At 36.4% G+C, this 23,593-nt stretch carries 29 protein-coding genes; 12 read left to right on the top strand and 17 right to left on the bottom strand.

All coding sequences use genetic code 11. The features are described 5' to 3' along the window. Positions 1-6: 6 nt before the first annotated feature. From BAZ10_RS16240 to truA, 5 genes are all read right to left on the bottom strand, one after another. On the bottom strand, positions 7-579 hold the full coding sequence (locus BAZ10_RS16240; protein WP_078772923.1) for a 30S ribosomal protein S16: 573 nt from the start codon (positions 577-579) through the stop codon (positions 7-9). 167 nt (positions 580-746) lie between these two features. Next, a complete protein-coding gene (locus BAZ10_RS16235; protein ID WP_078772922.1) occupies positions 747-1,196 on the bottom strand; it encodes a GreA/GreB family elongation factor in 450 nt (149 codons plus the stop codon). A gap of 49 nt (positions 1,197-1,245) precedes the next feature. After that, positions 1,246-3,018, bottom strand: coding sequence for an ABC transporter ATP-binding protein (locus tag BAZ10_RS16230; RefSeq protein WP_078772921.1), 1,773 nt, complete (start codon positions 3,016-3,018; stop codon positions 1,246-1,248). Between the two features lie 25 nt (positions 3,019-3,043). Then, positions 3,044-3,391: a hypothetical protein gene (locus tag BAZ10_RS16225; RefSeq protein ID WP_009086320.1), complete on the bottom strand. Its 348-nt coding sequence runs from the start codon at positions 3,389-3,391 to the stop codon at positions 3,044-3,046. Positions 3,392-3,403: 12 nt separating this feature from the next. Beyond that, complete coding sequence (gene truA / locus BAZ10_RS16220; RefSeq protein WP_078772920.1) at positions 3,404-4,177, bottom strand: tRNA pseudouridine(38-40) synthase TruA; 774 nt, start codon at positions 4,175-4,177, stop codon at positions 3,404-3,406. 35 nt (positions 4,178-4,212) lie between these two features. Here truA and BAZ10_RS16215 point away from each other — a divergent pair, with 35 nt between their 5' ends. Together BAZ10_RS16215 and BAZ10_RS16210 are read left to right on the top strand one after the other, a co-directional pair. Next, the gene (locus tag BAZ10_RS16215; RefSeq protein ID WP_078772919.1) at positions 4,213-4,707 is read left to right on the top strand and encodes a metallophosphoesterase family protein; all 495 of its coding nucleotides are present in this window, start codon (positions 4,213-4,215) and stop codon (positions 4,705-4,707) included. Between the two features lie 6 nt (positions 4,708-4,713). Next, positions 4,714-5,208: a Smr/MutS family protein gene (locus BAZ10_RS16210; RefSeq protein WP_078772918.1), complete on the top strand. Its 495-nt coding sequence runs from the start codon at positions 4,714-4,716 to the stop codon at positions 5,206-5,208. 45 nt (positions 5,209-5,253) lie between these two features. Here the strand turns inward: BAZ10_RS16210 and BAZ10_RS19405 are convergent, their stop codons facing one another. After that, positions 5,254-5,589, bottom strand: coding sequence for an NAD(P)H-dependent oxidoreductase (locus BAZ10_RS19405; RefSeq protein ID WP_260262726.1), 336 nt, complete (start codon positions 5,587-5,589; stop codon positions 5,254-5,256). A gap of 29 nt (positions 5,590-5,618) precedes the next feature. Beyond that, the gene (locus BAZ10_RS19400; protein WP_260262727.1) at positions 5,619-5,798 is read right to left on the bottom strand and encodes an NAD(P)H-dependent oxidoreductase; all 180 of its coding nucleotides are present in this window, start codon (positions 5,796-5,798) and stop codon (positions 5,619-5,621) included. Positions 5,799-5,905: 107 nt separating this feature from the next. On the opposite strand from BAZ10_RS19400, the gene BAZ10_RS16200 reads away from it, so the two are divergent. The 4 genes from BAZ10_RS16200 (at position 5,906) to BAZ10_RS16185 (ending at position 10,142) form a co-directional block, all read left to right on the top strand. After that, positions 5,906-6,280 (top strand): winged helix-turn-helix transcriptional regulator, encoded by a 375-nt coding sequence (locus BAZ10_RS16200; protein WP_078772917.1) that lies wholly within the window; start codon positions 5,906-5,908, stop codon positions 6,278-6,280. 134 nt (positions 6,281-6,414) lie between these two features. Further along, entirely contained in the window at positions 6,415-7,134 is a 720-nt protein-coding gene (locus BAZ10_RS16195; RefSeq protein ID WP_078772916.1) for a DUF3822 family protein, read from the top strand. A gap of 1 nt (position 7,135) precedes the next feature. Next, on the top strand, positions 7,136-7,696 hold the full coding sequence (locus BAZ10_RS16190; RefSeq protein WP_059156623.1) for an RsmD family RNA methyltransferase: 561 nt from the start codon (positions 7,136-7,138) through the stop codon (positions 7,694-7,696). A gap of 82 nt (positions 7,697-7,778) precedes the next feature. Continuing rightward, complete coding sequence (locus BAZ10_RS16185; RefSeq protein WP_078772915.1) at positions 7,779-10,142, top strand: patatin-like phospholipase family protein; 2,364 nt, start codon at positions 7,779-7,781, stop codon at positions 10,140-10,142. A gap of 97 nt (positions 10,143-10,239) precedes the next feature. On the opposite strand, the gene BAZ10_RS16180 is transcribed toward BAZ10_RS16185, so the two are convergent. The 8 genes from BAZ10_RS16180 to BAZ10_RS16145 form a co-directional block, all read right to left on the bottom strand. Then, positions 10,240-10,887, bottom strand: coding sequence for a hypothetical protein (locus BAZ10_RS16180; RefSeq protein WP_078772914.1), 648 nt, complete (start codon positions 10,885-10,887; stop codon positions 10,240-10,242). 120 nt (positions 10,888-11,007) lie between these two features. Beyond that, entirely contained in the window at positions 11,008-11,298 is a 291-nt protein-coding gene (locus BAZ10_RS16175; RefSeq protein ID WP_078772913.1) for a putative quinol monooxygenase, read from the bottom strand. Between the two features lie 28 nt (positions 11,299-11,326). After that, the gene (locus tag BAZ10_RS16170; RefSeq protein WP_045183517.1) at positions 11,327-11,947 is read right to left on the bottom strand and encodes an NAD(P)H-dependent oxidoreductase; all 621 of its coding nucleotides are present in this window, start codon (positions 11,945-11,947) and stop codon (positions 11,327-11,329) included. A gap of 195 nt (positions 11,948-12,142) precedes the next feature. Continuing rightward, entirely contained in the window at positions 12,143-12,976 is an 834-nt protein-coding gene (gene murI, locus BAZ10_RS16165) for a glutamate racemase (protein WP_059156627.1), read from the bottom strand. A 58-nt stretch (positions 12,977-13,034) separates the two neighbouring features. After that, a complete protein-coding gene (locus BAZ10_RS16160) occupies positions 13,035-14,912 on the bottom strand; it encodes an alpha-L-fucosidase (protein WP_078772912.1) in 1,878 nt (625 codons plus the stop codon). 100 nt (positions 14,913-15,012) lie between these two features. After that, the gene (gene hemW / locus BAZ10_RS16155; protein WP_078772911.1) at positions 15,013-16,131 is read right to left on the bottom strand and encodes a radical SAM family heme chaperone HemW; all 1,119 of its coding nucleotides are present in this window, start codon (positions 16,129-16,131) and stop codon (positions 15,013-15,015) included. Positions 16,132-16,146: 15 nt separating this feature from the next. Continuing rightward, a complete protein-coding gene (locus BAZ10_RS16150) occupies positions 16,147-17,208 on the bottom strand; it encodes an RluA family pseudouridine synthase (protein WP_078772910.1) in 1,062 nt (353 codons plus the stop codon). Then, on the bottom strand, positions 17,208-18,254 hold the full coding sequence (locus BAZ10_RS16145; protein WP_078772909.1) for a PASTA domain-containing protein: 1,047 nt from the start codon (positions 18,252-18,254) through the stop codon (positions 17,208-17,210). The genes BAZ10_RS16150 and BAZ10_RS16145 overlap by 1 nt, the downstream gene beginning before the upstream one ends. Before the next feature lie 110 nt (positions 18,255-18,364). On the opposite strand from BAZ10_RS16145, the gene BAZ10_RS16140 reads away from it, so the two are divergent. The 3 genes from BAZ10_RS16140 to BAZ10_RS16130 are packed head-to-tail and all read left to right on the top strand — an operon-like array spanning position 18,365 to position 20,471. Further along, positions 18,365-19,348: a D-alanine--D-alanine ligase gene (locus BAZ10_RS16140; protein ID WP_059325206.1), complete on the top strand. Its 984-nt coding sequence runs from the start codon at positions 18,365-18,367 to the stop codon at positions 19,346-19,348. A gap of 4 nt (positions 19,349-19,352) precedes the next feature. Then, positions 19,353-19,811 (top strand): pantetheine-phosphate adenylyltransferase, encoded by a 459-nt coding sequence (gene coaD / locus BAZ10_RS16135; RefSeq protein ID WP_009086358.1) that lies wholly within the window; start codon positions 19,353-19,355, stop codon positions 19,809-19,811. A 27-nt stretch (positions 19,812-19,838) separates the two neighbouring features. After that, a complete protein-coding gene (locus BAZ10_RS16130; RefSeq protein ID WP_024568725.1) occupies positions 19,839-20,471 on the top strand; it encodes a trimeric intracellular cation channel family protein in 633 nt (210 codons plus the stop codon). 44 nt (positions 20,472-20,515) lie between these two features. Here BAZ10_RS16130 and BAZ10_RS16125 read toward each other — a convergent pair whose 3' ends face one another. Then, on the bottom strand, positions 20,516-21,082 hold the full coding sequence (locus BAZ10_RS16125) for a hypothetical protein (protein WP_034866636.1): 567 nt from the start codon (positions 21,080-21,082) through the stop codon (positions 20,516-20,518). A 44-nt stretch (positions 21,083-21,126) separates the two neighbouring features. Further along, on the bottom strand, positions 21,127-21,651 hold the full coding sequence (locus BAZ10_RS16120; RefSeq protein WP_078772908.1) for a dihydrofolate reductase: 525 nt from the start codon (positions 21,649-21,651) through the stop codon (positions 21,127-21,129). A gap of 80 nt (positions 21,652-21,731) precedes the next feature. Here BAZ10_RS16120 and BAZ10_RS16115 point away from each other — a divergent pair, with 80 nt between their 5' ends. From BAZ10_RS16115 to BAZ10_RS16105, 3 genes are read left to right on the top strand one after another with little or no spacing between them, the layout of a single operon-like run. Continuing rightward, a complete protein-coding gene (locus BAZ10_RS16115; RefSeq protein ID WP_059156632.1) occupies positions 21,732-22,343 on the top strand; it encodes a LemA family protein in 612 nt (203 codons plus the stop codon). A gap of 2 nt (positions 22,344-22,345) precedes the next feature. Beyond that, complete coding sequence (locus BAZ10_RS16110) at positions 22,346-22,777, top strand: TPM domain-containing protein (RefSeq protein WP_078772907.1); 432 nt, start codon at positions 22,346-22,348, stop codon at positions 22,775-22,777. Then, on the top strand, positions 22,758-23,561 hold the full coding sequence (locus BAZ10_RS16105; RefSeq protein ID WP_059156634.1) for a TPM domain-containing protein: 804 nt from the start codon (positions 22,758-22,760) through the stop codon (positions 23,559-23,561). The genes BAZ10_RS16110 and BAZ10_RS16105 overlap by 20 nt, the downstream gene beginning before the upstream one ends. Positions 23,562-23,593: the final 32 nt, after the last annotated feature.

Raw genomic sequence — 23,593 nt, 5'->3', positions numbered from 1 at the left:
TTTGTATTAAGCTTCAGCGTTTTCTTCAGAAGCATCAGCAGCTGGAGTTTCTTCAGTTGTCTCTTCAGCAACTACTTCTTCAGCAACAGGTGCGTTAGCAGCTTCTTCAGCAGCTTTAGCATCAGCCTCAGCCTGAGCAACAGCAGCTAATCTAGCCTCGTTTACTTTAGTCTCAGCTTCTAAAGCAGCTTTCTTAGCGTCTGCCTTAGCTTGAGATAAACCATCTACTTTACCTTGTACTTTAGTTTCTTTAGCTTCTAACCAAGCGTTGAATCTTTTTTCAGCTTCAGCTTCGTCAAATGCTCCTTTAGCTACACCACCTTGAAGGTGTTTTTTGTAAAGAGCACCTTTGTAAGAAAGAATAGCTCTTGCAGTGTCAGTTGGCTGAGCACCGTTGTTTAACCACTTTACAGCAGCATCAACATTCAAGTCGATAGTTGCAGGGTTAGTGATTGGGTTGTAAGATCCTAGTCTTTCGATGAATCTACCATCTCTTCTAGCTCTTGAATCTGCTACAACAATGTGGAAAAAAGGCTTCCCTTTTTTACCGTGTCTTTGTAATCTAATTTTTACTGACATAAATAATTAATTTTGAGGGAACTCGTCCCGGTTAATTTTAAGCTGCAAAGATAGAAAAAATATTCAAGATACAAGACAAAAAAATAAAGAACCCGGGTATATAAATGTAAAAATAAAGACTTGTGTTTAGAAACCTCTTTTTGCTTATAAATTCAGAATTCCAACCTTTAAAATATTTCTTCAATTTTTTGATGAATACGGTTGAGAACAAACTCATCACCAACCTTCTTTCCAATCATCATTTTTGCCATAGGACTTTCTTCAGAGATTGCATACATTCTGTCTCCTTCAAAGAAAAATTCCCCCAACGAAACGGAAATATAAAAACGGGCTTTATTAGTAATCACCAATGCCCCTAACTGAATAACCGACATCTCAGAATTCAGGACACGGGCCATTCCGTTTTGCAACTTATGAAGCTCTGCCAACTGCCTTTGCATCTGGTAGATTTCTTCATGTGCTTCTTCCCGGACACTATCGTATTTAGGAGTTTTTTTGATGTCTTTACTGGCTTCTTTTGTAAAATGCACAAATTTCTCCAGCGTTTGGATTTTATCAGCGATAACGCTTTTTACATAATTCCGGATATCCTTTTTATCGTAAATCGTCTTCTTCATAGGTCCAATTCTTTCTTAAAGATAACAATTTCCTAAAATGATCCCTATATTATGCTTCTAATTTTACATCCTCATCATCTGCTTCTCTGTGCAACTGTGCCTTATAAAGTGTGGCATAATAGCCATCTTTTTGCAATAGATCCTCATGTTTGCCCTCCTCTACAATCTTACCCTGATCCATTACAATAATCTTATCTGCATTTACAATGGTGGAAAGTCTATGCGCTATAATGATAGAAGTTCTGTTTTTTGTAATTTTTTCCGTTGCTTTCTGAATCAGTTTCTCAGATTCATGGTCTATAGAAGATGTAGCCTCATCCAGAATCAGAATGCTTGGATTTGTTAAATAAGCTCTTAGGAACGATAATAACTGACGCTGGCCTAATGAAATAGAAGAGCCTCTTTCGCTTACAACATAATCGTATCCACCCGGAAGTTTTTCAATAAATTCGTCTACTTCAATCTCTTGCGCAGCCTTTTTTATTCTTTCCAAAGGAATATCTTCACCTAAAGTAAGGTTCTCATAAATAGAGCCATGGAATAAAAATACATCCTGTAGTACAACACCAATATGGCTGCGCAGATGATGAAGTTCATAATCCCTAAGATCTATATCATCCAATAATATTTTCCCGGAATTAATATCATAGAATCTTGTAATAAGCGTAATAATGGTAGATTTTCCGGCTCCCGTAGCCCCGACAATAGCAACAGATTGTCCTGGTTCTACTTTCAGACTTATCCCCTTTAATACTTCCTGTTTTTCATCATAAGAGAAATGTACTTTCTGGAATTCGATTTTCCCTTCAACTTTGTCTTTTGTTACAGTTCCGTTATTAGGCATTGCATTGTCCTCGTCCATAATACCGAGTACACGTTCTGCACCAACCAGACCTCTCTGGATATTGTTGAATCGGTCTGCAATCTGACGAAGTGGACGAATCAGCATACTGATAAACTGAATAAATGCAATAACATCTCCCGGGCTGGCATCACTACTTGTTAATGCATTATAACCTGCGTAGAACAGAATTAGTCCTATAGATACAGAAGAGATAAGTTCTACTACCGGAAAGAATAAAGAGAAAAAGAAAACGGTTCGCAAAAGCGCTCCCTTCAATTGTTGGTTAATATCATCGAATTTTTCAAATTCGGCTTTCTGGCGGTTGAATACCTGTATTAAAGACATACCGGCAAGTCTTTCCTGTACAAAACTATTCTGAGTAGCAGTCCAGGTTCTCTCATCTCCAAAAGCTTTCTTCAATCTTTTCTGGAAAAATCTTGTAACCAATAACATAATGGGTAAAATGGCCAGCGCAATAAAGCTGAGCTGAACGTTTACATTAAACATAGCTACCAGTACCAATACCACACGCAATACATCTCCGAAAACCATTAGAAATCCATCTGTATATACAGTAGCAATTGTCTCCACATCCCCAACAGCACGGGTTACCAGATTACCAATAGCTGTTTTATCAAAAAATGAAGTTTTGAAATAGATAAGTTTACGGTACAAACGCTCCCGGATATCGCGGATTACATTTTGCGAAATGTAATTGGACAAATATACCAAACCGAAGTTCAGGATTGTTTCAGCAGCAACCAAGCCTATCAGGAGGTAAACGTCATGCATTAGTAAGTCGAAATTCTTCTCCTTAATAATGTCATTATCCACAACATCTTTGGTTAGTATAGGCCGGTATGTTCCTACTACAGCCAGAACAACAGATATAATAAATGCGGAAATAAACCAACCCCGGAAGTTCATTCCGATCTTAAAGAGTCTGGCGATTATATTTCCAGTGCTTAATTTTTTCATATTTTCTACCTCAACAAAGGCTATATTATTCAGTTTCTTTTTTTCCTATCAGATCAATATCTATAGAAGGCTGAGTTTGCCTTTCACTGATCAGTTTGTGTTCAAGCATTTTATGAACTCCCCATACCGTTCCTCCAGCAATTGACCAGCCAATCAGATTAAGCGGTGTAATTCCAACAATGGTACTTTCATCCTCCAGTTCACCTGGCTCTGCAATAGCCAGATAAATACCATACACTCCTCCAACGGTCATTTGTACCGCCATAAAAATAACTACTCCCAGTAACCCGTAATGCCATTTAATCTTAGCATATTGTTTTGCTAAGTTCGCATAATACCGATAAATAAAGATCAAAAATAAAACTCCCAGCATATATTCCTCCGGTTAATTATCAAAGTTATAACCTACATCCACGAGATACAATCCATGAGCAGGAGCCGATGTTCCGGCGGCATTCCGGTTTTTCTTTTCAATGATATCATGGATATCTTCCGGCTTTATTTTTCCGGTGCCTACTTCTACCATAGTTCCTACTATTGCACGAACCATATTCCGTAAAAAACGATCGGCCGAAATGGTCAAAACCAGTTCTTCCCCATGTTGTTCCCATACCGCTTTCTTAATTTCGCAGAAATTAGTTTTGTTATCGGTATGCAGTTTTGCAAAACTTGTAAAATCTTTATACTGAAACAAAATTTCACAGGCTTTATTCATCGCATCTACATCCAGAGTTTTTCGCCAAAGCTGCCATGCAGAATTTTCTGTAAACGGATTCTTTTTCAGCGAAATATAATATTCATAAGTCCTGTATAACGCACTGAATCTCGCATGCAGATCTTTAGAAACCTGAAATACCTCCTGGACCGCAATACTTGGTGGCAAAAAGCTGTTTAGCTTATGCACCAGCTGGTCTCCCGGTATATTACTGGTTTCAAAATGTGCATACATTTTTTTAGCATGAACTCCGGTGTCCGTTCTTCCGGCACCTGTTATTTTGATGTCTTCACGCAGCAACGTACTCAATGCTTTTTCCAAAGTTTCCTGGACACTAATTTCGTTGGGTTGTATCTGAAACCCGAAGAAGGATGCGCCATTATAGGAAAAAGCGATGAAATAGCGTAATTTGTTTGTATTTTTGTCTGGATTTTCGATATGCAAAAATACGAACTCTATCGCAACTGAAAGTTCTCTTTATGAAAAAAATATTATTACTTTCCGACACTCATTCTTATATGGACGACCGCATCCTTTCTTATGCTGAACAGGCCGACGAAATATGGCATGCAGGCGACTTCGGAAATACGGATGTAATAGAGGCTTTACAAAAAATAAAACCTTTAAAAGGGGTATACGGAAATATAGACGGAACCGAAATAAGAAAGGAGTTTCCGGAGGTTTTACGGTTTCAGTGTGAGGAAGTAGAAGTATTAATGATCCATATCGGTGGATACCCCGGACGTTATTCACCTTTAGCAAAAGCCGAAATTAACAAACACACTCCTAAAGTATTTATATCGGGACATTCCCATATTTTGAAAGTTATGATGGATAAGGAAAGAAATATTCTCCATCTTAATCCGGGGGCTTGTGGTAAAGTTGGCTGGCATAAAGTACGTACGATGCTTCGTTTTATAATTGACGGAAGCGAAATAAAGGATCTGGAAGCTATCGAATTGGGGGCAAAATAAATAACAATGAAGGCAGGAGACAAAGTTTCGGTACTGAATGATAATTTGAAAGGAAAGATTATCAAAATTCACAAAAACCTCATCACCATAGAAGATGAATATGGTTTTGAGCATACTTACCCATCATCTGAAATTGTTCCGTCAGAAGCAGATTTATACAATTTGCAACCTGTTACAGTAAAACCGGAACCCAAAAAAAACGTTTCTAAAAAGAATAAAATTCCGGCTTTGGTTTTAGATCTTCATTTTGATCAACTGGTCAACAATCCGTCCGATTATGATTCCTGGGAACGACTTTTTATTCAGAAGCAACATCTGCAGGAAACTATTAATTTTTGCAGAAAAAATCACATCAAAAGATTAGATGTGATCCATGGTATTGGTGATGGTGTATTGCAGTCTATGGTTTTGGATGTTCTTCGTGGAGAAACAGGCCTGGAGTATGAAGACGGAACTTTCTTCAAACACCAGTCCGGTACAATTACCGTAATCCTGAAATAAGTTATCCATTACAATTATCATAAAGAACTAAATCCTGATAAGTTTTTATTCTAAAGTTTTCAGCAGTTCAGCTAATTTTCCGGCCTGGTTCTTTGCTTTACTCTTTACCTCCTCTTCTGTATAACCGGCATTTAGCGAAGTACCATGAAAATAAAATGGCTCGATATAATTCATCTGTGTATAATAAGCTGTTTGTTCAAGGTTTTTACAAAACTCAGGAATTCTGAAATGATGTTCTCCTAAAGTTTTGTATTCATTTTCAGCTGATCCAACTGTAAAACTGGGAATAAAATTCTTACCTCTCAGCTTATCACCTGTCGAGCCATAGGCAAACCCATATTCCAATACCAAGTCGAACCAATGTTTCAAAATTGCGGGCATAGTATACCAATAGAAGGGAAACTGAAACACTATATTTTATGCCTTAACAATGCTTCTTGTTCTTTCTTTATATCAATTTTAAAATCGGAATATAACTGCTGAAGATTTCTGACTTCAACATTTGCCTCACTATTCACCAATCCATTAACAATCTCTTTATTCGCTAATGATTTTTCCCAATCGGGATGTCCTAAAATAATTAATGTCATTGTTTTCTATTTATATTTTATACTATCAAAATTATAGTTGCAAAATTATTTTTAGTACTCTAAATTTGCAATAACTATCAATTCCGATAGGCCTTAAATTACCGGATATGAAAAGAGAATGCCTTGGAAAATATGTGAAAATAGAAGATAAAATATACCCTTGTTCTGTAAGCCTGGCGATGGACCTCGTTGGTGGAAAATGGAAAACTGTTATACTGTATCATCTGAAGGATGGTGAGAAAAGGTTTAGTGAACTAAGGAAAGAATTGTTTTCAGTTACTGAAATGACGCTAAGCTTACAACTAAAACAACTGGAAAAAGACGGACTAATCTCAAGAAAGGTTTATGGCAAGAAGCCACCAATAAAAGTTATTTATGAATTAACCGATTTTGGAAGTACTTTTATCCCGGTATTAGATGCAATAACAAGCTGGGGAAATCAGATCGTTGATAAGAAAGGTGAATTTGTCGATGAAATATAACCTCTTTACATTATATTTAATCATTTACCTTCATTAGGTTTATTAGGATTTATCAGAGATTATTATCCTCACCTAAGGTGATAATTTTCAACTGCCAACTAAAATACTTAAATTTGCACATTAGGCTGAAAAACATGCAGAAATTATCTCTACTTTTCACAAAAGACGGTTTACAATGGACCATAGGCAAGGGCTCTTCTTATGCTGAGAGGGCTTTTTTCAAAGATGAAGAAACGCCTGAAGGTTATATTTCCGATAAACTTACAGAAGTATTAAAACAGGGGAATCTCAAAAAAATTGAGGTAGTCTCTGCGCTTAATCATTTCAGTATGTTACCTTTTGGTTTCGACCAGCACCAGTTGGGTTACCAACTTATTTCTTATAATGCTCCGGTAGATGAAGTTAATGAAGAATTGATGCTGGCGATTAACAAAAAATTTCATATCCAGTTTTATTATACCATGCCGAAGGAATTTTATCAGAAAATAAAGTCTTCTAATATTCCTGCGGTTTTTAATTTTTCGGGAGAGAAATTTCTAAGCCAGACTCTTACCAAAACCAGTGGTGAACAAATACACATTAATCTTTACCACAATCAGGCAGAGTTTTTTGCCATGAAAGACGGAAAGATTTTGCTTTACAATAATCTGGATGCAAATTCCGAGGTAGACTTTCTTTACTTTATCATGTTTGCTGTTTCTAAGCTAAACTTTGACCTGAAAAATCTTCAGTTCCTTGTTTATGGAGAAATTGATGAAAATGAAACTTTCCTTAGCGAATTACAGAAATTTGCCCATCAGGTAAAAATTGTAGAGAAAAGCATTAAAAACAAACACAACTTTATCCTTCAATAAAATGTACAGAATTATATCGGGGAAGTGGAAGGGTAAAAAAATTGCCGCTCCGAAGAACTTTGAAGTTCGCCCAACAACAGATTTTGCAAAAGAAGCACTATTCAGTATTATTGAACACCGCTTCGACATAGAATATTTATCCGTATTGGATCTTTTTGCCGGAATCGGTTCTATTTCATTAGAATTTGCTTCCCGTGACACAAAAGACATTACCTCTGTAGACCTTAATCCTAAGCACTGCGGGTTTATTAACTCCACTGCAAAAGAACTAGGCTTCGAATCTCAGGTAAACCTTAGTCGTGGTGATGTATTCGATTGGTTAAAAAAAGAAAGAAACCATGGTAAATTATACAATTTGGTTTTTGCAGATCCACCATTTGATATGGATAAAGCCAAGTACGATGATTTAATAGATCTTGTACTGAATAAGAATATACTTGCGGAAAACGGAGTCTTTATTTTGGAACATCAGTCCAGGCAAAAATTTGAACATCCAAATCTGCAGGAAACACGAAAATACGGAAACGTGAGTTTCAGCTTTTTCGCAAAAAAAACAGATTAATAATTATTATTTATATTTCGCTCCATCCGAAAATCCGGATGGAGCTTTTTTATAAATTTGTGGAACACAAACAAACCACTATATGAAAAAACTGCTATTACTTTTTATAATAGTCATATCTTATTCTGTACAGGCGCAGCAAAAGACGGATTCCCTGAATACGACACTGCAAAACATAACCAAAGACACCAAATTCGGATTGGCCCTTAGTGGTGGCGGAGCAAAAGGCTTTGCACACCTGGGAATTCTTAAGATGATAGATTCATTAGGAATTAAAATAGATTATATAACCGGTACCAGTATGGGTGGTATTCTTGGAGGTCTGTATGCTATGGGTTACAATGCAGATCAGTTAAAAGAAACTGTTTACAAAGTACACTGGAACAGAATCCTGAGCAATAAAATTCCGTACAATAAAATAAATATCAGTGAGAAGGATGAGTATGACAAATACATTCTGGAGTTTCCGGTTGTAAAAGGCTTCCCTACCCTTCCCAGCTCTTATATCGAAGGCCAGTATATGGGAGAGGTTCTAAACACACTGACCTTTAATGCAAAACATATCAATGATTTCAGTAAACTAAGAATTCCGGTTGAACTTACTTCTTCCGACATTGAAAATGGCGGATTGGTCATGCAGAAAAAAGGATCTTTACCCTTAGCGATCCGTTCTACACTGGCGATACCCGCAGCATTTGCTCCGGTTTATATCGATGGAAAGCTATTAGTAGATGGCGGACTAGACAGAAACTTTCCGGCAAATGAAGTACGGGAAATGGGAGCTGATTTTGTTGTTGGTGGCTATACCGGATTTAGGCTTTTCACAAAAAAAGAAATTGAAAATCCTATGAAAATGATCTACCAGACGCATGCTATCCGTTCAGTAGAAGACTTCAAACATCAGCAAGCATTATCCAATATTATGGTTGATTTTGTAAAACCTTTGGGAGACATTACGACTAAGGATTTTGCGAAGTATGACGAGATTATAAAAATCGGAGAAAAAGAAGCTAAAAAACATTTACCAGAATTTGTGGCATTAGCTGAGGCTCAGCGAAAGCTCGGTATAAAATATGATCACAAAATGATTGAGGAAGTGAAAATGCCGACCACACAGTTTACCTATAGTGAAGAGGATGGAACCCCAATTACAGATACAAACGAAATAGAAACTATCCGCAAACAGATGGAACTGAAAGAGGGTAACTATTACGATGCTAAAACGATAAATGAAGCAATAGACCGTGTATTCGGAATGCGACAGTACGAGAAAGTGTATTATACTTACACCAATACAGGCGACGGTCTTACAATGAATATCTTTGTAAAAAGGGCTAAAAAAGGTGCATTTAAACTGGCTCTGCATTATGACAACGAACAGTCTGTAGGAATTATCGTTAACTATACTTACCGGAATTTTGTTTTCAGTAAATCCAGATTGTTAGTAACTGTAGATGCTGCGGAACGTTTTAAAGCGAGAATAGATTATCAAAAATTTTTAGACAATGGGCACCGATGGTGGCTAAATCTGGAAGGAAAGATGGTATACCTTCGAAGTAATGATCTAACATTCAGACTTCTTGACATAGACAGTAATGACGAAAATATAAGGTTCCCGAACTACATGTACAGAAACATTACCGGGAAGATTGCCATAAACTATAATATCCACCCGAATGCTTTTATCTCTTTCGGAACCGAATTTAGTGCAGAGCGAATGAATCGCTTTCTGGATAAGATAGATCAGTCAAAAGTAAATAACTATAGCAAAAAGCTATACAGCCATAGTAACTTTAATACATTCCTGAAGCTTGAACAAAATAACCTGAATAAAAGATATTATTCCACCAGAGGGAATCACCTGCAGGTAAGTACAAGGTTTTATTACGGAGATCAGTATGATTTGTATGATCTGGCAAAAGTCCAGCCTGAGTTAAATTTAATACTAGATCCTAAAACACCATTCTATTATAAACCTCAAAATTTAATTTCATTTACTTTAAATGAGAATTATGCTCAGCCTATTACCAAAAGACTTACAGCTAAAGTGAACGTTTTCTTGGGGGCAAGTTTTGGCAAAGAAAAAGATTTGTTTCCATACCTGTTCCTAAACCAAAAATATAACCTTGGTGGCAGCGAATATAATTATGACATGATGACTCCTGAGTTCAACGGATTCCGTCAGAAAGAATTACCTCTGACTTCTGTAGCAAAAGCAGGGTTATCATTACAATACAGGATTATGAAAAAGTTATACCTTACACCTTCTTTTAATTATGGTGCATTTAGTGACCGGCTTTCTCCGTTCAATGATAATGTTAATATAATAGGGTATGGACTAAATCTGGGATACGAATCAATTTTAGGTCCTATCAATGTCAATGTTTCTAAAAATGATTTTCTAAATCTCTGGAGAGTATATTTCAGTATAGGATTTAAATTCTAATACTACTCAAAAAAAGAAGAGGTTATTGTCATGACAATAACCTCTTCTTTTACTTTATTTTAAAACTATATTTACTATCATATAGTAATAATTTTCTTTATTTACCTAAATTCTTAGCTTCTGGCTCTGGTTTTGGCTTTGGCTGCTCATAAAGAAATTCATATAAATGCTGATTATATTTTTTCAAACAATCTTTTACGGTTAAGCTTTGGCATGGATCCTTTCCCCATGAGGTTTCAGGACAAGTTGTAATTGTTGTTCTTATATCCAAAAATTCATATCCAAATTGTGGCTCATTATTAATATCAACTCTTCTAACTATGGGAGAAATATTACTAGAATTTATACTTAAACCTACAAAAACATTTTGTGCCTGACTAGATACATGCTCATTAGCAGGAATTCTAAATATAGGCACTGCATATATGGATTGTGAAGAATAGTCTATTATCTGTGAATAAACAATTCTTTCATAAGGGACTGTGGTATTAGAAGCTACATAGGCAGAGTATTCATAGCCTCTACCATATTCACCATCACAAGCAGCTGTAGGGAATATTACTAGAATTATTTGTCCGTTAGGGTAATTTGAATTTATACCTAATGAATTTGCTTTTAGCAAATTAGGTGATAAAGAAGAAAATTGACTGGTTTTAGTTTCAAAATTAACATCAGTCATGGCAGTTCTCTCAGTTTCACAGGATACAAGTAGTGCCATCAAAACAATAAATAGTATTTTTTTCATATTATTATAATTTAGTTTACATAAATTTAATAAATTATTAAATAATGAAATGAAAAAAATTATATTCTATACTGCTCTTAATTTGAAGTTAGAGTTTTAATAATGTACAGACGTTATTTATTAAAAGAGCAAATTTGCCAGATATATTTGCGCTGGCTCTTCCAACAACTCATCAGCCTTGGATACAAAAGCTTTTATATACTCCTGCTGATTATGTTGCTCCAGGCCTTCTGCACTTTCCCATATTTCATGGAAAATAAATAAGTTTTCATTCTCTGTTCCTTGCTGCAGATCATATTTAATACAAGCTGCTTCTTTTCTTGTATTTTCTACCATGTTCTGGAGAAGTACCAACAGTTCTTCTTTTTTTCCTCCCTTAGCTTTTAGTATAGCTGTTAAATAGATTTTCATATAATTATGTTTTATTTATAATCTCATTTTAATTCTGAAGAATACATTTTTCTTTTGCAAAAATACTCTGTACATATTCTTTATAATCGATTTCGTACTGTCCCACTCTTTCCGGAGTAGCATTCTTTTCCATATCATGAAAATGGAAACTTCCGATATGTGCCAGCCCGGCAAAAGCATTCATTCTGTGGAAACCAAATAAAATACCTTCATCAACAGATTTCTGTTGGAAGAATTCTCCCTCCATTGTAAATGCTGTATCTGGTGCATTCCAGCTAGAAGTTACAAAATATTTTTTCCCATGCATTAGCCCACCAGTTCCGTAATTGATCTGCGGATTTGTACGGGAGCGGCCGTCACTTTCATAGATACCATTTTTATGTCCGGCAGTAAATACCTCATCTATATAAAATTTCAGTCTGTTAGGTACCTGGAACCACCAAACCGGAAAATGATAAACGATAACATCTGCCCATTTAAAGTTTTCAGCTTCTTCCATAGGATCAAACTCATCGTTAACATTACTTACTCTTACTTTAAAGCCTTCTTTTTCTAAAACTTCTTTTGTCCATCCTGTAATTGATTTATTAAAAGCTCCACCTGAATGTGCAAAAGTCTGCCCTCCGTTGATGATAAATATATTTTCCATTTCTAACTGTTTTTTTTTGATGATACAAATTTCCGACAGAAAAATAAATTATAAAAATAATTTAATTTATAACTTTATATCATAATTATGATACATATAAAATAAACCGTTTCAGAATAGAGCATTATGTATTTAAAAACGAAAAAGCCGAAAGACAATTCTTCCGGCTTTTTATTATTTTTTTAAAGATCTCTCTTACAGCACTTTTAGTTCGAGGCTTATTTTGTTTCCAAAAAATTTTCTCGAAATTTTCTCGAAATTCTTAGTAATATCTGATAAATAAAAATGATAAGAAGGTGTATGATTTTGTTCATTAAGCAAATGATACTTATCCAGAATTATTTTCAGCTGATTAGCCACAATATTCGGAGAGTCGATAACCCTTACTCTGTTTCCGTAGTATTGCTTGATTTCGTCTAGCAGCAAAGGATAGTGGGTACATCCCAATATAAGTGTTTCTATATTTTTCAGCTTATTATTACTCAGATAATTATAAATAATAGCATGAGTAATAGGATGATTTTTGAAACCTTCTTCTATTGCAGGAACCAGCAACGGGGTTGCCAGCTCATCTACTTTGATAAATTTATTGTGCTTTCTGATACTCTTTCGGTAAAGTCCTGAATTAACAGTTGCTTTTGTAGCAATAACACCCACATTGGTATGTATTTCATACGCTACTTTTTCTGCTACAGGATTAATTACATCAATTACCGGAACTCTACTAGCAACCAACTCTAATACTTCTTTCAGTGCATTCGCTGTTGCCGTATTACAGGCTATAACAATAGCTTTACAATTTTGCTCCAGCAAAAAGTTGGTGATTTTGGTCGAATATTCTACGATAGCTTCCTTCGATTTTTCACCATAAGGAAGGTGTTTAGTATCTCCGAAATAGATTAAATCTTCATTCGGAAGCAGTCTTTTAATTTCTTTAGCCACAGTAAGCCCACCAACCCCAGAGTCGAAGACACCTATCGGCTGGTTTGGAGAAAGTCCCTGTATATTTACTTTATTCAAAGTTTTCATCTAAAATTGGGCATGCAAGTTACAAAAATTAGAAGGTTTAATTAAGTTTTTGCCCCGATTATTCTTCATAAAATTCAACTCCGGCAACGGTGAATTGCTGCCCCTCCGTAAGTTCTTTTGGAACGAGTTTTATCAACTTAGCTGTAACCGGTTTATCAAAGTTTATTCTCGTCCACACAGGATTGGCTTTTATATTGGAAAATTCTCCCTCTTTCAGCAGTTTCCAACGTGAATTACCATCGCTTGTATAAACAGCATATTTTGTAATCATACCATCAGTTTTACCATCCTGTCTAGGCAAATATCCTAAACCTGTAATATTCCGGCTGTCAATATTAAAAATCAGAGATTCATTCTTTGGAACAGATACAAATGTATTGGCGTTTTCATTCAGAATAACCTGATCTATTCTGGCCATTCCGGTAGGAATCTTTATCTTTTTAGCTTCTGTTGTATGATCGAATGCAAATGCCTCTTTATATTCTTTATACAGTCCGAAATCACTTAGTGTAATTGCTACAGGCGCATAAATATGGACTCTGAGATCAGTGAGACTAACTGGTTTATCCAGTTTAATCAAACGGTTTGCACCAATACTGGTTGCTTTACCTAGTATTTCCCATTTTCCGTTAACTAAGCCTTCTATTTTCACGCTGTCTATGCGCTGCCCCAGTTTAATATTTTCTCTTAAACGAATAATATCGAATGTTGCCTGTTTTGCCAATTTAATATCCAGCTGCGCCTGCGTTACTCCATCATTTGTTGCCCAGTAGCTATAGCGGTCTTTATCCAGAATAAACTGTGTCCCGAATTTTTTCAGGTTTTGACCTCTTACATCAGATGCCTTAATACTTGCCCGTTCTGCAAAATTAGTTTTAAAAGTTTCTGCTATTTTTACCCCAAAAGCCTTTAGGGATTTTACATCATTATCATGAAGAATTCCTGAAGGCATAGGCGATAATCCCAAATTCATATCAGCTCCTCTCCCAACAGACTTCATATAGATATCAAACAACTGATCCGGAGTTTTTACTTTAGCATCCTGATCTTTATGATAAAACCATCCTGGTCGTAAAGGTACATCACACTCCGCAGGAATCCAGTATTTACCATTTCGGTCTCCGGTTCCGGCATTTGTATAAACCGCAGCTCCCGGCACAGGTTTCTTTCCGTCTAATCCTATGGGTGTAAATGTTGCCCATGATGTTTCTGCTGCATATCCATGTTCATTTCCTACCCATCTCATATCAGGTCCTATATCCGAAAATATTACAGCACCCGGTTGCAGCTTTCTTACGATAGGCCAGGTTTTCTCCGTCCACTGATAATATGTAGTACGATCAATAGTTCTCTTCTCATTACGCCCTCCATAGTAACCATCTCCTCCGTTTGCACCGTCATGCCATGAGGTAAATAATGGTCCGTAATTAGTCATAAGTTCCGTTAGTTGTGTCCTGTAAGCATCTGCATAGGCGGGAGTTCCATATCTCACATCATTTCGGTCCCATGCGGACAGGTAAACACCAAATTTGAGATGTGCATTTTTAGAAGCCTGCATAAAGTCTTTTACCATATCTCCTTTTCCTCCTTTCCATGGTGAGGAGGCTATGCTATAAGATGTTGTTTTCGTAGGCCAAAGACAAAAACCGTCATGATGTTTTGCTACCGTAATCAATCCTTTTAATCCGGCAGATGCAGCAGCTCTGGTAATCTGATTTGCATCGAATGAAGTGGGATTAAAAATTTCCGGTGAAGCATCTCCAAAACCCCATTCTTTATTCTGAAAAGTTGTAGGTGTAAAATGTATTAATGCATAGGTTTCCATCTCATGCCATCTCAGTTGCCTTTCCGAAGGAACAGCTCCGTAAGGTTTCAGCTCCTGAGCAAGGAGAAAAGGTGCACTCATCAAAAGAGCCACATGTACTATTTTTTTCATGGTAAAGTTTTTAGTTCTTGCAACATTTGGCAGCAAAGGTTATTTTACCAAAAATAAGGAAGATTTTTGAATGTCAGAATAATACATTCAGGAACATGAATTATACTAAAAAAAGATCGGAAGCTATACCATCAGCTAAAAACCAATGTTTTTCAGGAATTTTGAGGTAACCTGAATCTTCAATAATCAATCCTTCTTCTTTTTTTGAATGCAAAAGATAAAGGAATTCTTCCTGAATATCTTTTTCAAAAGTCGATTGTATTTTAGCCATGTCTACTCCCCATATTGTACGAAGCCCAATCATAACCAGTTCGTTCAGTTGGTCTTTTGGAGAAAGCTGCTCTTCTTCAAAGTTTCTTATATTTTCAGCAAGACCCTTTATGTACAAAGCATTATTAGCAATATTCCACGAACGTATATTCCCGCCGTTATAAGAATGGGCAGAAGGTCCAAACCCTAAATAAGGTTGCCCTTTCCAATACGCAGAATTATGCTTGGAATAAAAACCTTCTTTTGCAAAATTGGATATTTCGTAATGGATGAATCCCTGTTCTTTTAAAAACTCCGACATGTAGTAAAACTCTTCATTCTGAACTTCTTCATTCGGAGCTTTAACTACTTTATCTTTTATCCATTTTGCAAGAGCTGTCTTAGGTTCAACAGTCAGTGCATAGGAAGAAATATGTGATATTTGCAATGCTATTGCTTTCTGTAGATTTTCTTTCCATATTGGCATGGATGACGAGCCATAAATAAGATCAATACTTATATTCTCAAGTCCAAAATCCTGTGCTCTTTTAATAGAATCTTCTGCTTCTCCGGAAGTATGTGCACGGTTCATAAGCTTCAGATCATCTTCAAAAAAAGATTGTGTTCCAATGCTTAGTCTGTTAACACCACTTTTGGAAAGCTCTTTCAGAAATGAAGTATTCAGATCATCGGGATTTGCCTCTAACGTAATTTCTATTTCAGAATCGAAATCATAATACTGTGCACTCTTATCTAGTAAAGCTTTTATTTCATCAACTGAAAGCAATGAAGGAGTACCTCCGCCAAGATAAAGTGTTTTAATATGCTTATCAGGAAGTTCATGATGTCTGGAATCTATTTCCTTATGGATAGCCTTCATCATGTCATCCTTCAGAGTTAGTGAAGTTGAGAAATGAAAGTTACAATAACTGCATTTTTGTTTGCAGAAAGGTATATGGAAATAAAGCATAGCCTGTATATATAATTATCCGTTGTTGGACAGATAATTTCGCCACTTTTCAACCGCTGTACTCATATCTTCCGGCATAGGACTTTCAAAGAACATTTCTTTTTTAGTCGTTGGATGTATAAAGCCTAAAGTATGAGCATGTAAAGCATGACGTGGTAAAACATCGAAAATATTCTGAACAAACTGTTTGTATTTCGGAAGGTTTATCCCTCTCAGTATAGTATGTCCTTCATAACGTTCGTCATTAAACAAAGTATGCCCTATATGCTTAAAATGCGCTCTGATCTGATGTGTTCTCCCAGTTTCCAGTTTACACTGTACCCAGGTCATATAGCGGAAACGTTCCAACACTTTGTAATGGGTTACAGCATGTTTTCCATGGCTGCCATCTTCATAAACGGCCATTTGCATACGGTTTTTAAAATGTCTTCCGATATGCCCTTTGATCGTACCTTCATCTTCATCTACATTACCCCATACAAAAGCCCAATACAAACGTTTTGTTGTTCTGTCGAAAAATTGTTTTGCCAGAAAGCTTAGTGCATATTCGTTCTTAGCAATCACCAACAATCCGGAGGTATCTTTATCTATACGGTGGACAAGACCTACACGGTCCAAGTCCGATTTATCTCCGTTTTGTTCAAAATGATATGCCAATGCATTGACAAGAGTTCCGCTCCAGTTTCCAAATCCCGGATGCACTACCATACCTGGTTCCTTGTCTACTACAACAAGATCATCATCCTCATAAACAATATTAACCGGAATATTTTCAGGAATAATAACGTTCTCTCTTGGTGGATGAGCCAACAGAACACTTATTTCATCGCCCGGTTTTACTCTGTAGTTTTGCTTAACAGGCATACCGTTAACCACTACATTACCGGCACGACAAGTTTGCGAAATTTTATTTCTTGTAGAATTCTGTCTGAATAACAGCAGATATTTATCTATACGCAGGGGTTCCTGCTTCTTATCGACAACTAAATTAAGATGCTCGTAAAGACCTCCGGTTTCATCTGATATCTCTATATCATTAACATCATCAAAAAGGTCTTCATTTTCTTCTTCTGTCATTATTCAATAATTACCTTTTTCTTTTCTTTTGGTTTATCAGCAGGTTTATGTTCTTCAGACTTAGGTTTCTGCTCTGTTTTTGTAACCGTTTTTTTATCTGTTGACTCCTTTTTCTCAGGCACTACTGTCTTAGGTGCATCTGTTTTTGGCTTTTCAACAGGTTTTGGTTTTACCGGACGTGGTGGCGGTGGAGTATCAAAATCGTCGAAATTAGTATCTCCCGGGTCTACCTGAGGAATAAGATTATGACGATAAATATTATCCAGTTCATTAATCTTAGCATGCATTTCTGCTGGTGTTTTCTTACTTGCCCACAGGTCTACCTGTACGCCCTGATCGGAAATGCTTCCGGCAGCTGGGTTCTGATAGAATACAATCATTGAAGGATCAGACACAGACTGGTCATATTCATCATAGAACAAACCATTTTCAAAATAATTCTGCTTAATAATTTCTTTAGCTTCCTGTAATGTTCTTCCTACGATATTAGGTACCGGTACATTTCTTTTAGGCCCCTGTCCTACTACCACATCAATAACAGAGAAACGAGGCACAAAATCACCTGGCTTCACCTGTGCTCCGTTGTACATTAAACGGATTACAGCATCTTTAGCAATACTTGGCTCATACAAAGTATCTCCAACTTTTAGCCCTACAAGAGTAAGCTTGTCAAAAGCTCTGTATTTATACGTATCTATAACTTCCGGGATAACAACTTTAGCCCAGGTTTTAGGATTTATATATACTTTAATTGGTCTTCCGTCTTTTACACGTGAACCTGGCAGCGGATCTACTTTTAATACCTGAGATGGTTTAAATTTAGGATCGAATTTAAGGCTGTCTAACTGATAAGCCACCCCTGCATTATCCAATACTTCGATGGCCTTTTGTGCTGACATGTTGATAACATTAGGCACTTCAATTTCTTTTCCGTGATTGGTATGGAAATCTAACCAGCGAAAAGTTAACCAGACTAAACCAACGAAAACAACGATGGCTAAAAGGATATTAAGTAATACTTTCCAATTGAAAAGTGATTTTAGCATAAGGCAATTCTTAAAAATAGTAACGCAAATATATAAATTATTCAGCTAAACTTTATCGCAATATTTTTTTAGCTAAATTTGCCCTAATACATACCTTTTTATTTAATCGAATGACAAAAAAAAATGTGGCCGTAGTAATGGGCGGCTATTCCGACGAATATGTAGTATCCCTGAAAAGCGGACAGCTTATTTTTGATGAACTGGACAGAGACCTGTACAATGTCTATAAAGTTCACATCCTGAAGGACGGATGGTTTTTAATTACGGATAACAACGAAAAATTCCCGATCAATAAAGGTGACTTTTCTGTTGACCTAAACGGAGAACAGCTAAAATTTGATGTATGCTTCAATATTATCCATGGTACTCCGGGAGAAAACGGAATATTACAGGCATACTGGGATGCAGTCGGACAAAAGTATACAGGATGCAACTTTTACCAAAGTGCACTAACCTTCAACAAAAAAGATACACTTGCTGTATTGTCTAAATACGGAATCCCTTCTGCAAAAAGTATTTACATCCGAAAGGGAGAAAATATTAATCATGATGAGATTATTAGTACATTGGGTCTACCTCTTTTTGTAAAGCCGAACCAATCAGGATCGTCATTGGGAATTTCGAAAGTAAAAGAAATTTCAGAACTTCAGAATGCTATTGAAATTGCGTTTAAAGAAGATAATGAGATCTTAATAGAAAGCTTCCTTAATGGAACAGAAGTTTCGGTTGGTGTATTAGATTACAAGGGAGAAACAATTGTTCTGGGAATTACTGAAATTGTTCCGAAGAACGAATTTTTCGATTACGAAGCGAAATATAATGGTGCTTCAGAAGAAATTACACCTGCAAGACTAGATGATGCTACCAGATTAAAAGTAGAAGAAATTTCTAAGAGAGCTTATGATTCATTAGGAATGAGTGGTTTTTCCAGAAGCGAATTTATTATCATGGATGGTACACCATACATGTTGGAAATGAATACAAATCCAGGTTTCTCGCCAGCCAGTATCTTACCTCAACAGGCAAAAATATATGGTATTTCCATTAAAGATTTATGTGGAAATGAAGTAGAAAAAGCCTTCGAAAAAAAATAAAATCATGAAAATAGCCGTATTTCCGGGATCTTTTGATCCGATAACATTAGGTCATTACGATATTATTGAAAGAGCAGCACCTCTTTTCGACAAACTGATTATTGCCATTGGCCAAAATTCACAGAAGAAGTATATGTTCTCTCCTGAAAAAAGGATGGAATTTATTCAGAATTCTGTTGCTGAATTCCCAAATGTAGAAGTTGATTTCTTCGAAGGACTAACTGTTGATTACTGTTTTGAGAAAAATGCTCAGTATATTATCCGTGGATTAAGAAATCCTGCTGATTTTGAATTTGAAAAAGCAATTGCTCATACCAACAGAACGTTGGCTCATAAAAAACTGGAAACAGTATTTTTGCTGACTTCTTCTGGAAAATCATTCATTAGCAGTAGTATTGTCCGCGAGATTATTACCCACGGCGGAGAATATGAGCTATTAGTTCCTAATGCTGTAAGAGTTTAGAAATAAAAAATGAGTAATAGGTAATATATGCATGAACAACTCAATTTCGTTATCGAAATTCTCGGTACGATTTCCTTTGCGATGTCAGGATCTTTTGCTGCAATGCAAAGGAGATTCGATCCTTTTGGCGTCGTTATTATTGCATTTATTACATCTGTAGGAGGTGGTACAGTCCGGGATCTATTGTTAGATGTTCCTGTTTTCTGGATGCACGATCTTACTATGTGTTCTGTAATATTTATTACCGCTATTTTTTCAATGATTTTTAAATCTATTGAAAAGAATTTTCAGGTGACACTCTTTATTTTCGACTCTTTTGGACTCGGCCTTTTCACTATTATAGGACTTCAGAAAGGCCTCAATGCGAACCTTCATCCCATGATATGCATTGTTTTAGGTACAATTACAGGATGCTTCGGTGGTATTATCCGGGATATTCTTCTGAATAAAATCCCATTAATCTTCCGTAAAGAAATTTATGCAACAGCATGTATTATAGGAGGTTCAGTATTTCTATTGCTGGCAAAATTCACAACCCTTACCTATTCGTTTGTACAGGTTTTGACCATTTTGTTAATTGTAGCCATACGAACTCTGGCAGTAAAATATCATTGGGAAATGCCTAAGTTTTATGTCGGAAAAGAAAATTCTGAAATGTAAAATTAAATCAATAAAAAAAGCCACTGAAAAGTGGCTTTATATTTTTAGAAGTATTTTCCTCTTTGGCGCATATGCGGGTTATGCATATGTTTCTGCATATTCGGCATCTTCAATTGCTCTCTCATCATCTTGATCTGATCCCCCATCATATCTGAAGTATCTAATCTTTTTGCCTCATCCATAAGGATTTTAGCTTCTTGCTTTCTGCCTTTTTGCATTGCGGCAGCTGCAAGATTAAGAGTTGCCAGTGCCCGGTCATGTTTCATATTCAAGCCATATTCCAATGCTTTTTTCATGTAAGGTTCTAATTTTGCCGGATTATCCTGCGCTGTGGTTAGTCCGGTTAAGTAGTGGAAGTAACCATACTGACTTTTATGAAGCTGAGACTGATAGTTTTTAATATTTGAAAGCCATTGTGCTGCTTTGGCAAAGTTCTGCTTTCTTAATTGCCAGAAAGCCAACAGAATGTATTCATTTTTAAAAAATAATAGAATTGGTATTGCAGATAAAATAACAACTACTACTCCCCATCCTATGTTCCTATTAAACATCAGATAAATTCCGGCAGCGATTAATAAACCAGCAATAAGAAATTTTATATACTTATTCATCTTTAAATTTTGAAGTGCAAAGATAAGAATTTTAAACAGGAAATTTATTCAGATGCGTTTACCTGTGTCCCTTTCTCTTCCTTTTTTATTCTCTCGAAGGTCTGAAAACAAAAATCAAATGCATTTTTATCATCTTTTTCAATACATTCTTCCTGAACAATCCGCCATTGTTTCTCATTAATTTCCGGGAAGAACACGTCTGCATCAAACGTTCCGTCCACTCGCGTTAGCTCAATACTATCTGCAACTTCCATACATTGCTTATAAATATCACCTCCACCAATTACGAAAACTTTTTCGTCAATCTTTTTAGAATGCTTCAATGCTTCTTTCAATGTATTTACGATAAGAATACCTTCTTCAAACCAGTCAGTTTTTCTCGTAACAACAATATTGGTACGGTTAGGTAAAGCTTTCCCTATAGAGTCATAGGTTTTACGTCCCATGATGACAGGATGTCCGTTTGTAATTTCTTTGAAGTGTTTCAAATCTTTCGGAAGGTGCCATAACAGCTGATTTCCTTTCCCGATTTCGCTATTTTTTCCTACTGCAACTACTATTGTTATCATTATTGAGGTTTGTTTTACAAATTTAGCACAAAAATTGTATTTTTGATTGAAACAAATTTTAAACATTAAAAAGATAAACTATGAAAAATAAAGGATGTATGAGTGCGGGTGTTATCGCCATTGTACTTATAGTTATTGTAGCGATTATCGGTTTCTGGGGTGTAGGAAAATACAACTCATTGGTAACCAAAGACCAAAATGTACAAAGCAAATGGTCTAATATTGAAACTGTTTACCAAAAACGAGCAAACCTTATCCCTAATTTGGAAAGAACAGTAAAGTCTTATTCCAAATTCGAGCAGGAAACATTAACAAAAGTTGTAGAGGCTCGTTCTAAAGCAACATCTGTTACAATAGATCCTACTAACATGACAGAAGCTGACATTGCAAAATTCCAAGCTGCTCAGGGAGAATTAAGTGGTGCACTAAGTCGTCTAATGGCTGTTGTAGAATCCTATCCTAACCTGAAAGCAGATCAGCAGTACATTAACTTCCAGGCGGAATACACGGCTATAGAAAACAGTATCAGAATGGAAACCGTTAACTATAACGATGCTGCAAAAGAGTACAACACATACAGAAATCAGTTCCCTACAAATGTGGTAGCTAACTTTACCAACTTTAAAGAAAAACCATACTTTAAGGCTGATGCTGGTGCCAGCAAAGCTCCGGATGTTTTTAAAGGAGAATAATTATGACAACTGACTTCTTAACTAATACAGAAATGGCTTCCCTTGTGGAAGCCATTCAGAAAGCGGAAGAACATTCTTCAGGAGAAATACGTGTCCATATTGATACCCATTCCGAAAAGGATCTGGCAAAGGAAGCTATTGATGCATTTCATAAACTGGAGATGCAAAAAACACAACATCGCAATGCTGTACTTTTCTATATTAGTTTTGAACAAAAATATCTGACAATTATTGGGGATAAAGGAATTCATGAAAAAGTGCAGCAGCACTTCTGGGATCAGCTTCATGATGAACTCACCAAAAAATTTGCACAAAAACTCTACTTCCAGGGACTAAGAGATGCCCTCTTAAAAACTGGAATAGAATTGAAAAAACATTTTCCTGCAGATCAGGAAAACAAAAACGAACTCCCTAATGAGATCAGCTTCTCTTAAGTTATTTTTCACCTATATCTTCATAGGTTTCTACAGCTTGCTTTCGGCTCAGAACATTCTGCCAAAGCCGGACATCCTTTATCCTGTATATGATAAAGTGGGACTGCTTACCCAACAGGAGAAAGATGCACTGAACAATAAACTTATAAAGTTTGCTGATTCTACTTCCACAGAAATAGAAGTCATTATTCTGCCAAATACCAGTGGCGAAGATGTAAACTATCTGGCCGCACGCTATGGTGAAAAATGGAAAATAGGACAGAAAGGAGTTAATAATGGTGTTGTCTTTCTTATTGCTACGGAAGACCGCACAATGTCCATACAGCAAGGACGGGCCGTAGAGCAATACATTACAGCATCTACAGCCAAACAAATACTGGATTATCTTGTTACACCTTCTTTCAAACAAGGACAATGGTATAATGGTATAGACAGAGGTACTTCCGCTATTATGGAAGCTGTTCAGGGGAAATTTAAACCCCAGAAAAAAGCTCCGGAAGAAAAAAGAGGTAATTCTTCTTCTTTCCTTATTCTTATTTTCATCATTATCATTGTTATTATTGTCATGAACCAGGGCGGTAAAGGTGGTGGCGGAAGATATGACGACGACGATGTTACACTTTCCCGCAGAGGGCGCAGTATATTCCCAGGTGGTATATTCTTCCCTGGCGGATTCGGTGGCGGCGGTGGCTCCTTTGGAGGAGGTTCTTCCGGAGGCGGTGGATTCGGCGGATTTGGCGGCGGCGGTTCTTTTGGTGGTGGTGGAGCCAGCGGTGGCTGGTAATACTATAATCCCTGCTGAATTCCCATTGCTTT

The organism is Elizabethkingia occulta (assembly GCF_002023715.1).
Lineage (GTDB): Bacteria > Bacteroidota > Bacteroidia > Flavobacteriales > Weeksellaceae > Elizabethkingia > Elizabethkingia occulta.
This window is presented reverse-complemented; position numbering and strand designations above follow the sequence as displayed.

Excerpts from the sequence above, each read along its gene's own strand:
- BAZ10_RS16240 (WP_078772923.1), bottom strand. The coding sequence starts at position 579 with ATGTCAGTAAAAATTAGATTACAAAGACACGGTAAAAAAGGGAAGCCT.
- BAZ10_RS16235 (WP_078772922.1), bottom strand. The coding sequence starts at position 1,196 with ATGAAGAAGACGATTTACGATAAAAAGGATATCCGGAATTATGTAAAA.
- BAZ10_RS16230 (WP_078772921.1), bottom strand. The coding sequence starts at position 3,018 with ATGAAAAAATTAAGCACTGGAAATATAATCGCCAGACTCTTTAAGATC.
- BAZ10_RS16225 (WP_009086320.1), bottom strand. The coding sequence starts at position 3,391 with ATGCTGGGAGTTTTATTTTTGATCTTTATTTATCGGTATTATGCGAAC.
- BAZ10_RS16215 (WP_078772919.1), top strand. The coding sequence starts at position 4,213 with ATGAAAAAAATATTATTACTTTCCGACACTCATTCTTATATGGACGAC.
- BAZ10_RS16210 (WP_078772918.1), top strand. The coding sequence starts at position 4,714 with ATGAAGGCAGGAGACAAAGTTTCGGTACTGAATGATAATTTGAAAGGA.
- BAZ10_RS19405 (WP_260262726.1), bottom strand. The coding sequence starts at position 5,589 with ATGCCCGCAATTTTGAAACATTGGTTCGACTTGGTATTGGAATATGGG.
- BAZ10_RS19400 (WP_260262727.1), bottom strand. The coding sequence starts at position 5,798 with ATGACATTAATTATTTTAGGACATCCCGATTGGGAAAAATCATTAGCG.
- BAZ10_RS16200 (WP_078772917.1), top strand. The coding sequence starts at position 5,906 with ATGAAAAGAGAATGCCTTGGAAAATATGTGAAAATAGAAGATAAAATA.
- BAZ10_RS16195 (WP_078772916.1), top strand. The coding sequence starts at position 6,415 with ATGCAGAAATTATCTCTACTTTTCACAAAAGACGGTTTACAATGGACC.
- BAZ10_RS16190 (WP_059156623.1), top strand. The coding sequence starts at position 7,136 with ATGTACAGAATTATATCGGGGAAGTGGAAGGGTAAAAAAATTGCCGCT.
- BAZ10_RS16185 (WP_078772915.1), top strand. The coding sequence starts at position 7,779 with ATGAAAAAACTGCTATTACTTTTTATAATAGTCATATCTTATTCTGTA.
- BAZ10_RS16180 (WP_078772914.1), bottom strand. The coding sequence starts at position 10,887 with ATGAAAAAAATACTATTTATTGTTTTGATGGCACTACTTGTATCCTGT.
- BAZ10_RS16175 (WP_078772913.1), bottom strand. The coding sequence starts at position 11,298 with ATGAAAATCTATTTAACAGCTATACTAAAAGCTAAGGGAGGAAAAAAA.
- BAZ10_RS16170 (WP_045183517.1), bottom strand. The coding sequence starts at position 11,947 with ATGGAAAATATATTTATCATCAACGGAGGGCAGACTTTTGCACATTCA.
- murI (WP_059156627.1), bottom strand. The coding sequence starts at position 12,976 with ATGAAAACTTTGAATAAAGTAAATATACAGGGACTTTCTCCAAACCAG.
- BAZ10_RS16160 (WP_078772912.1), bottom strand. The coding sequence starts at position 14,912 with ATGAAAAAAATAGTACATGTGGCTCTTTTGATGAGTGCACCTTTTCTC.
- hemW (WP_078772911.1), bottom strand. The coding sequence starts at position 16,131 with ATGCTTTATTTCCATATACCTTTCTGCAAACAAAAATGCAGTTATTGT.
- BAZ10_RS16150 (WP_078772910.1), bottom strand. The coding sequence starts at position 17,208 with ATGACAGAAGAAGAAAATGAAGACCTTTTTGATGATGTTAATGATATA.
- BAZ10_RS16145 (WP_078772909.1), bottom strand. The coding sequence starts at position 18,254 with ATGCTAAAATCACTTTTCAATTGGAAAGTATTACTTAATATCCTTTTA.
- BAZ10_RS16140 (WP_059325206.1), top strand. The coding sequence starts at position 18,365 with ATGACAAAAAAAAATGTGGCCGTAGTAATGGGCGGCTATTCCGACGAA.
- coaD (WP_009086358.1), top strand. The coding sequence starts at position 19,353 with ATGAAAATAGCCGTATTTCCGGGATCTTTTGATCCGATAACATTAGGT.
- BAZ10_RS16130 (WP_024568725.1), top strand. The coding sequence starts at position 19,839 with ATGCATGAACAACTCAATTTCGTTATCGAAATTCTCGGTACGATTTCC.
- BAZ10_RS16125 (WP_034866636.1), bottom strand. The coding sequence starts at position 21,082 with ATGAATAAGTATATAAAATTTCTTATTGCTGGTTTATTAATCGCTGCC.
- BAZ10_RS16120 (WP_078772908.1), bottom strand. The coding sequence starts at position 21,651 with ATGATAACAATAGTAGTTGCAGTAGGAAAAAATAGCGAAATCGGGAAA.
- BAZ10_RS16115 (WP_059156632.1), top strand. The coding sequence starts at position 21,732 with ATGAAAAATAAAGGATGTATGAGTGCGGGTGTTATCGCCATTGTACTT.
- BAZ10_RS16110 (WP_078772907.1), top strand. The coding sequence starts at position 22,346 with ATGACAACTGACTTCTTAACTAATACAGAAATGGCTTCCCTTGTGGAA.
- BAZ10_RS16105 (WP_059156634.1), top strand. The coding sequence starts at position 22,758 with ATGAGATCAGCTTCTCTTAAGTTATTTTTCACCTATATCTTCATAGGT.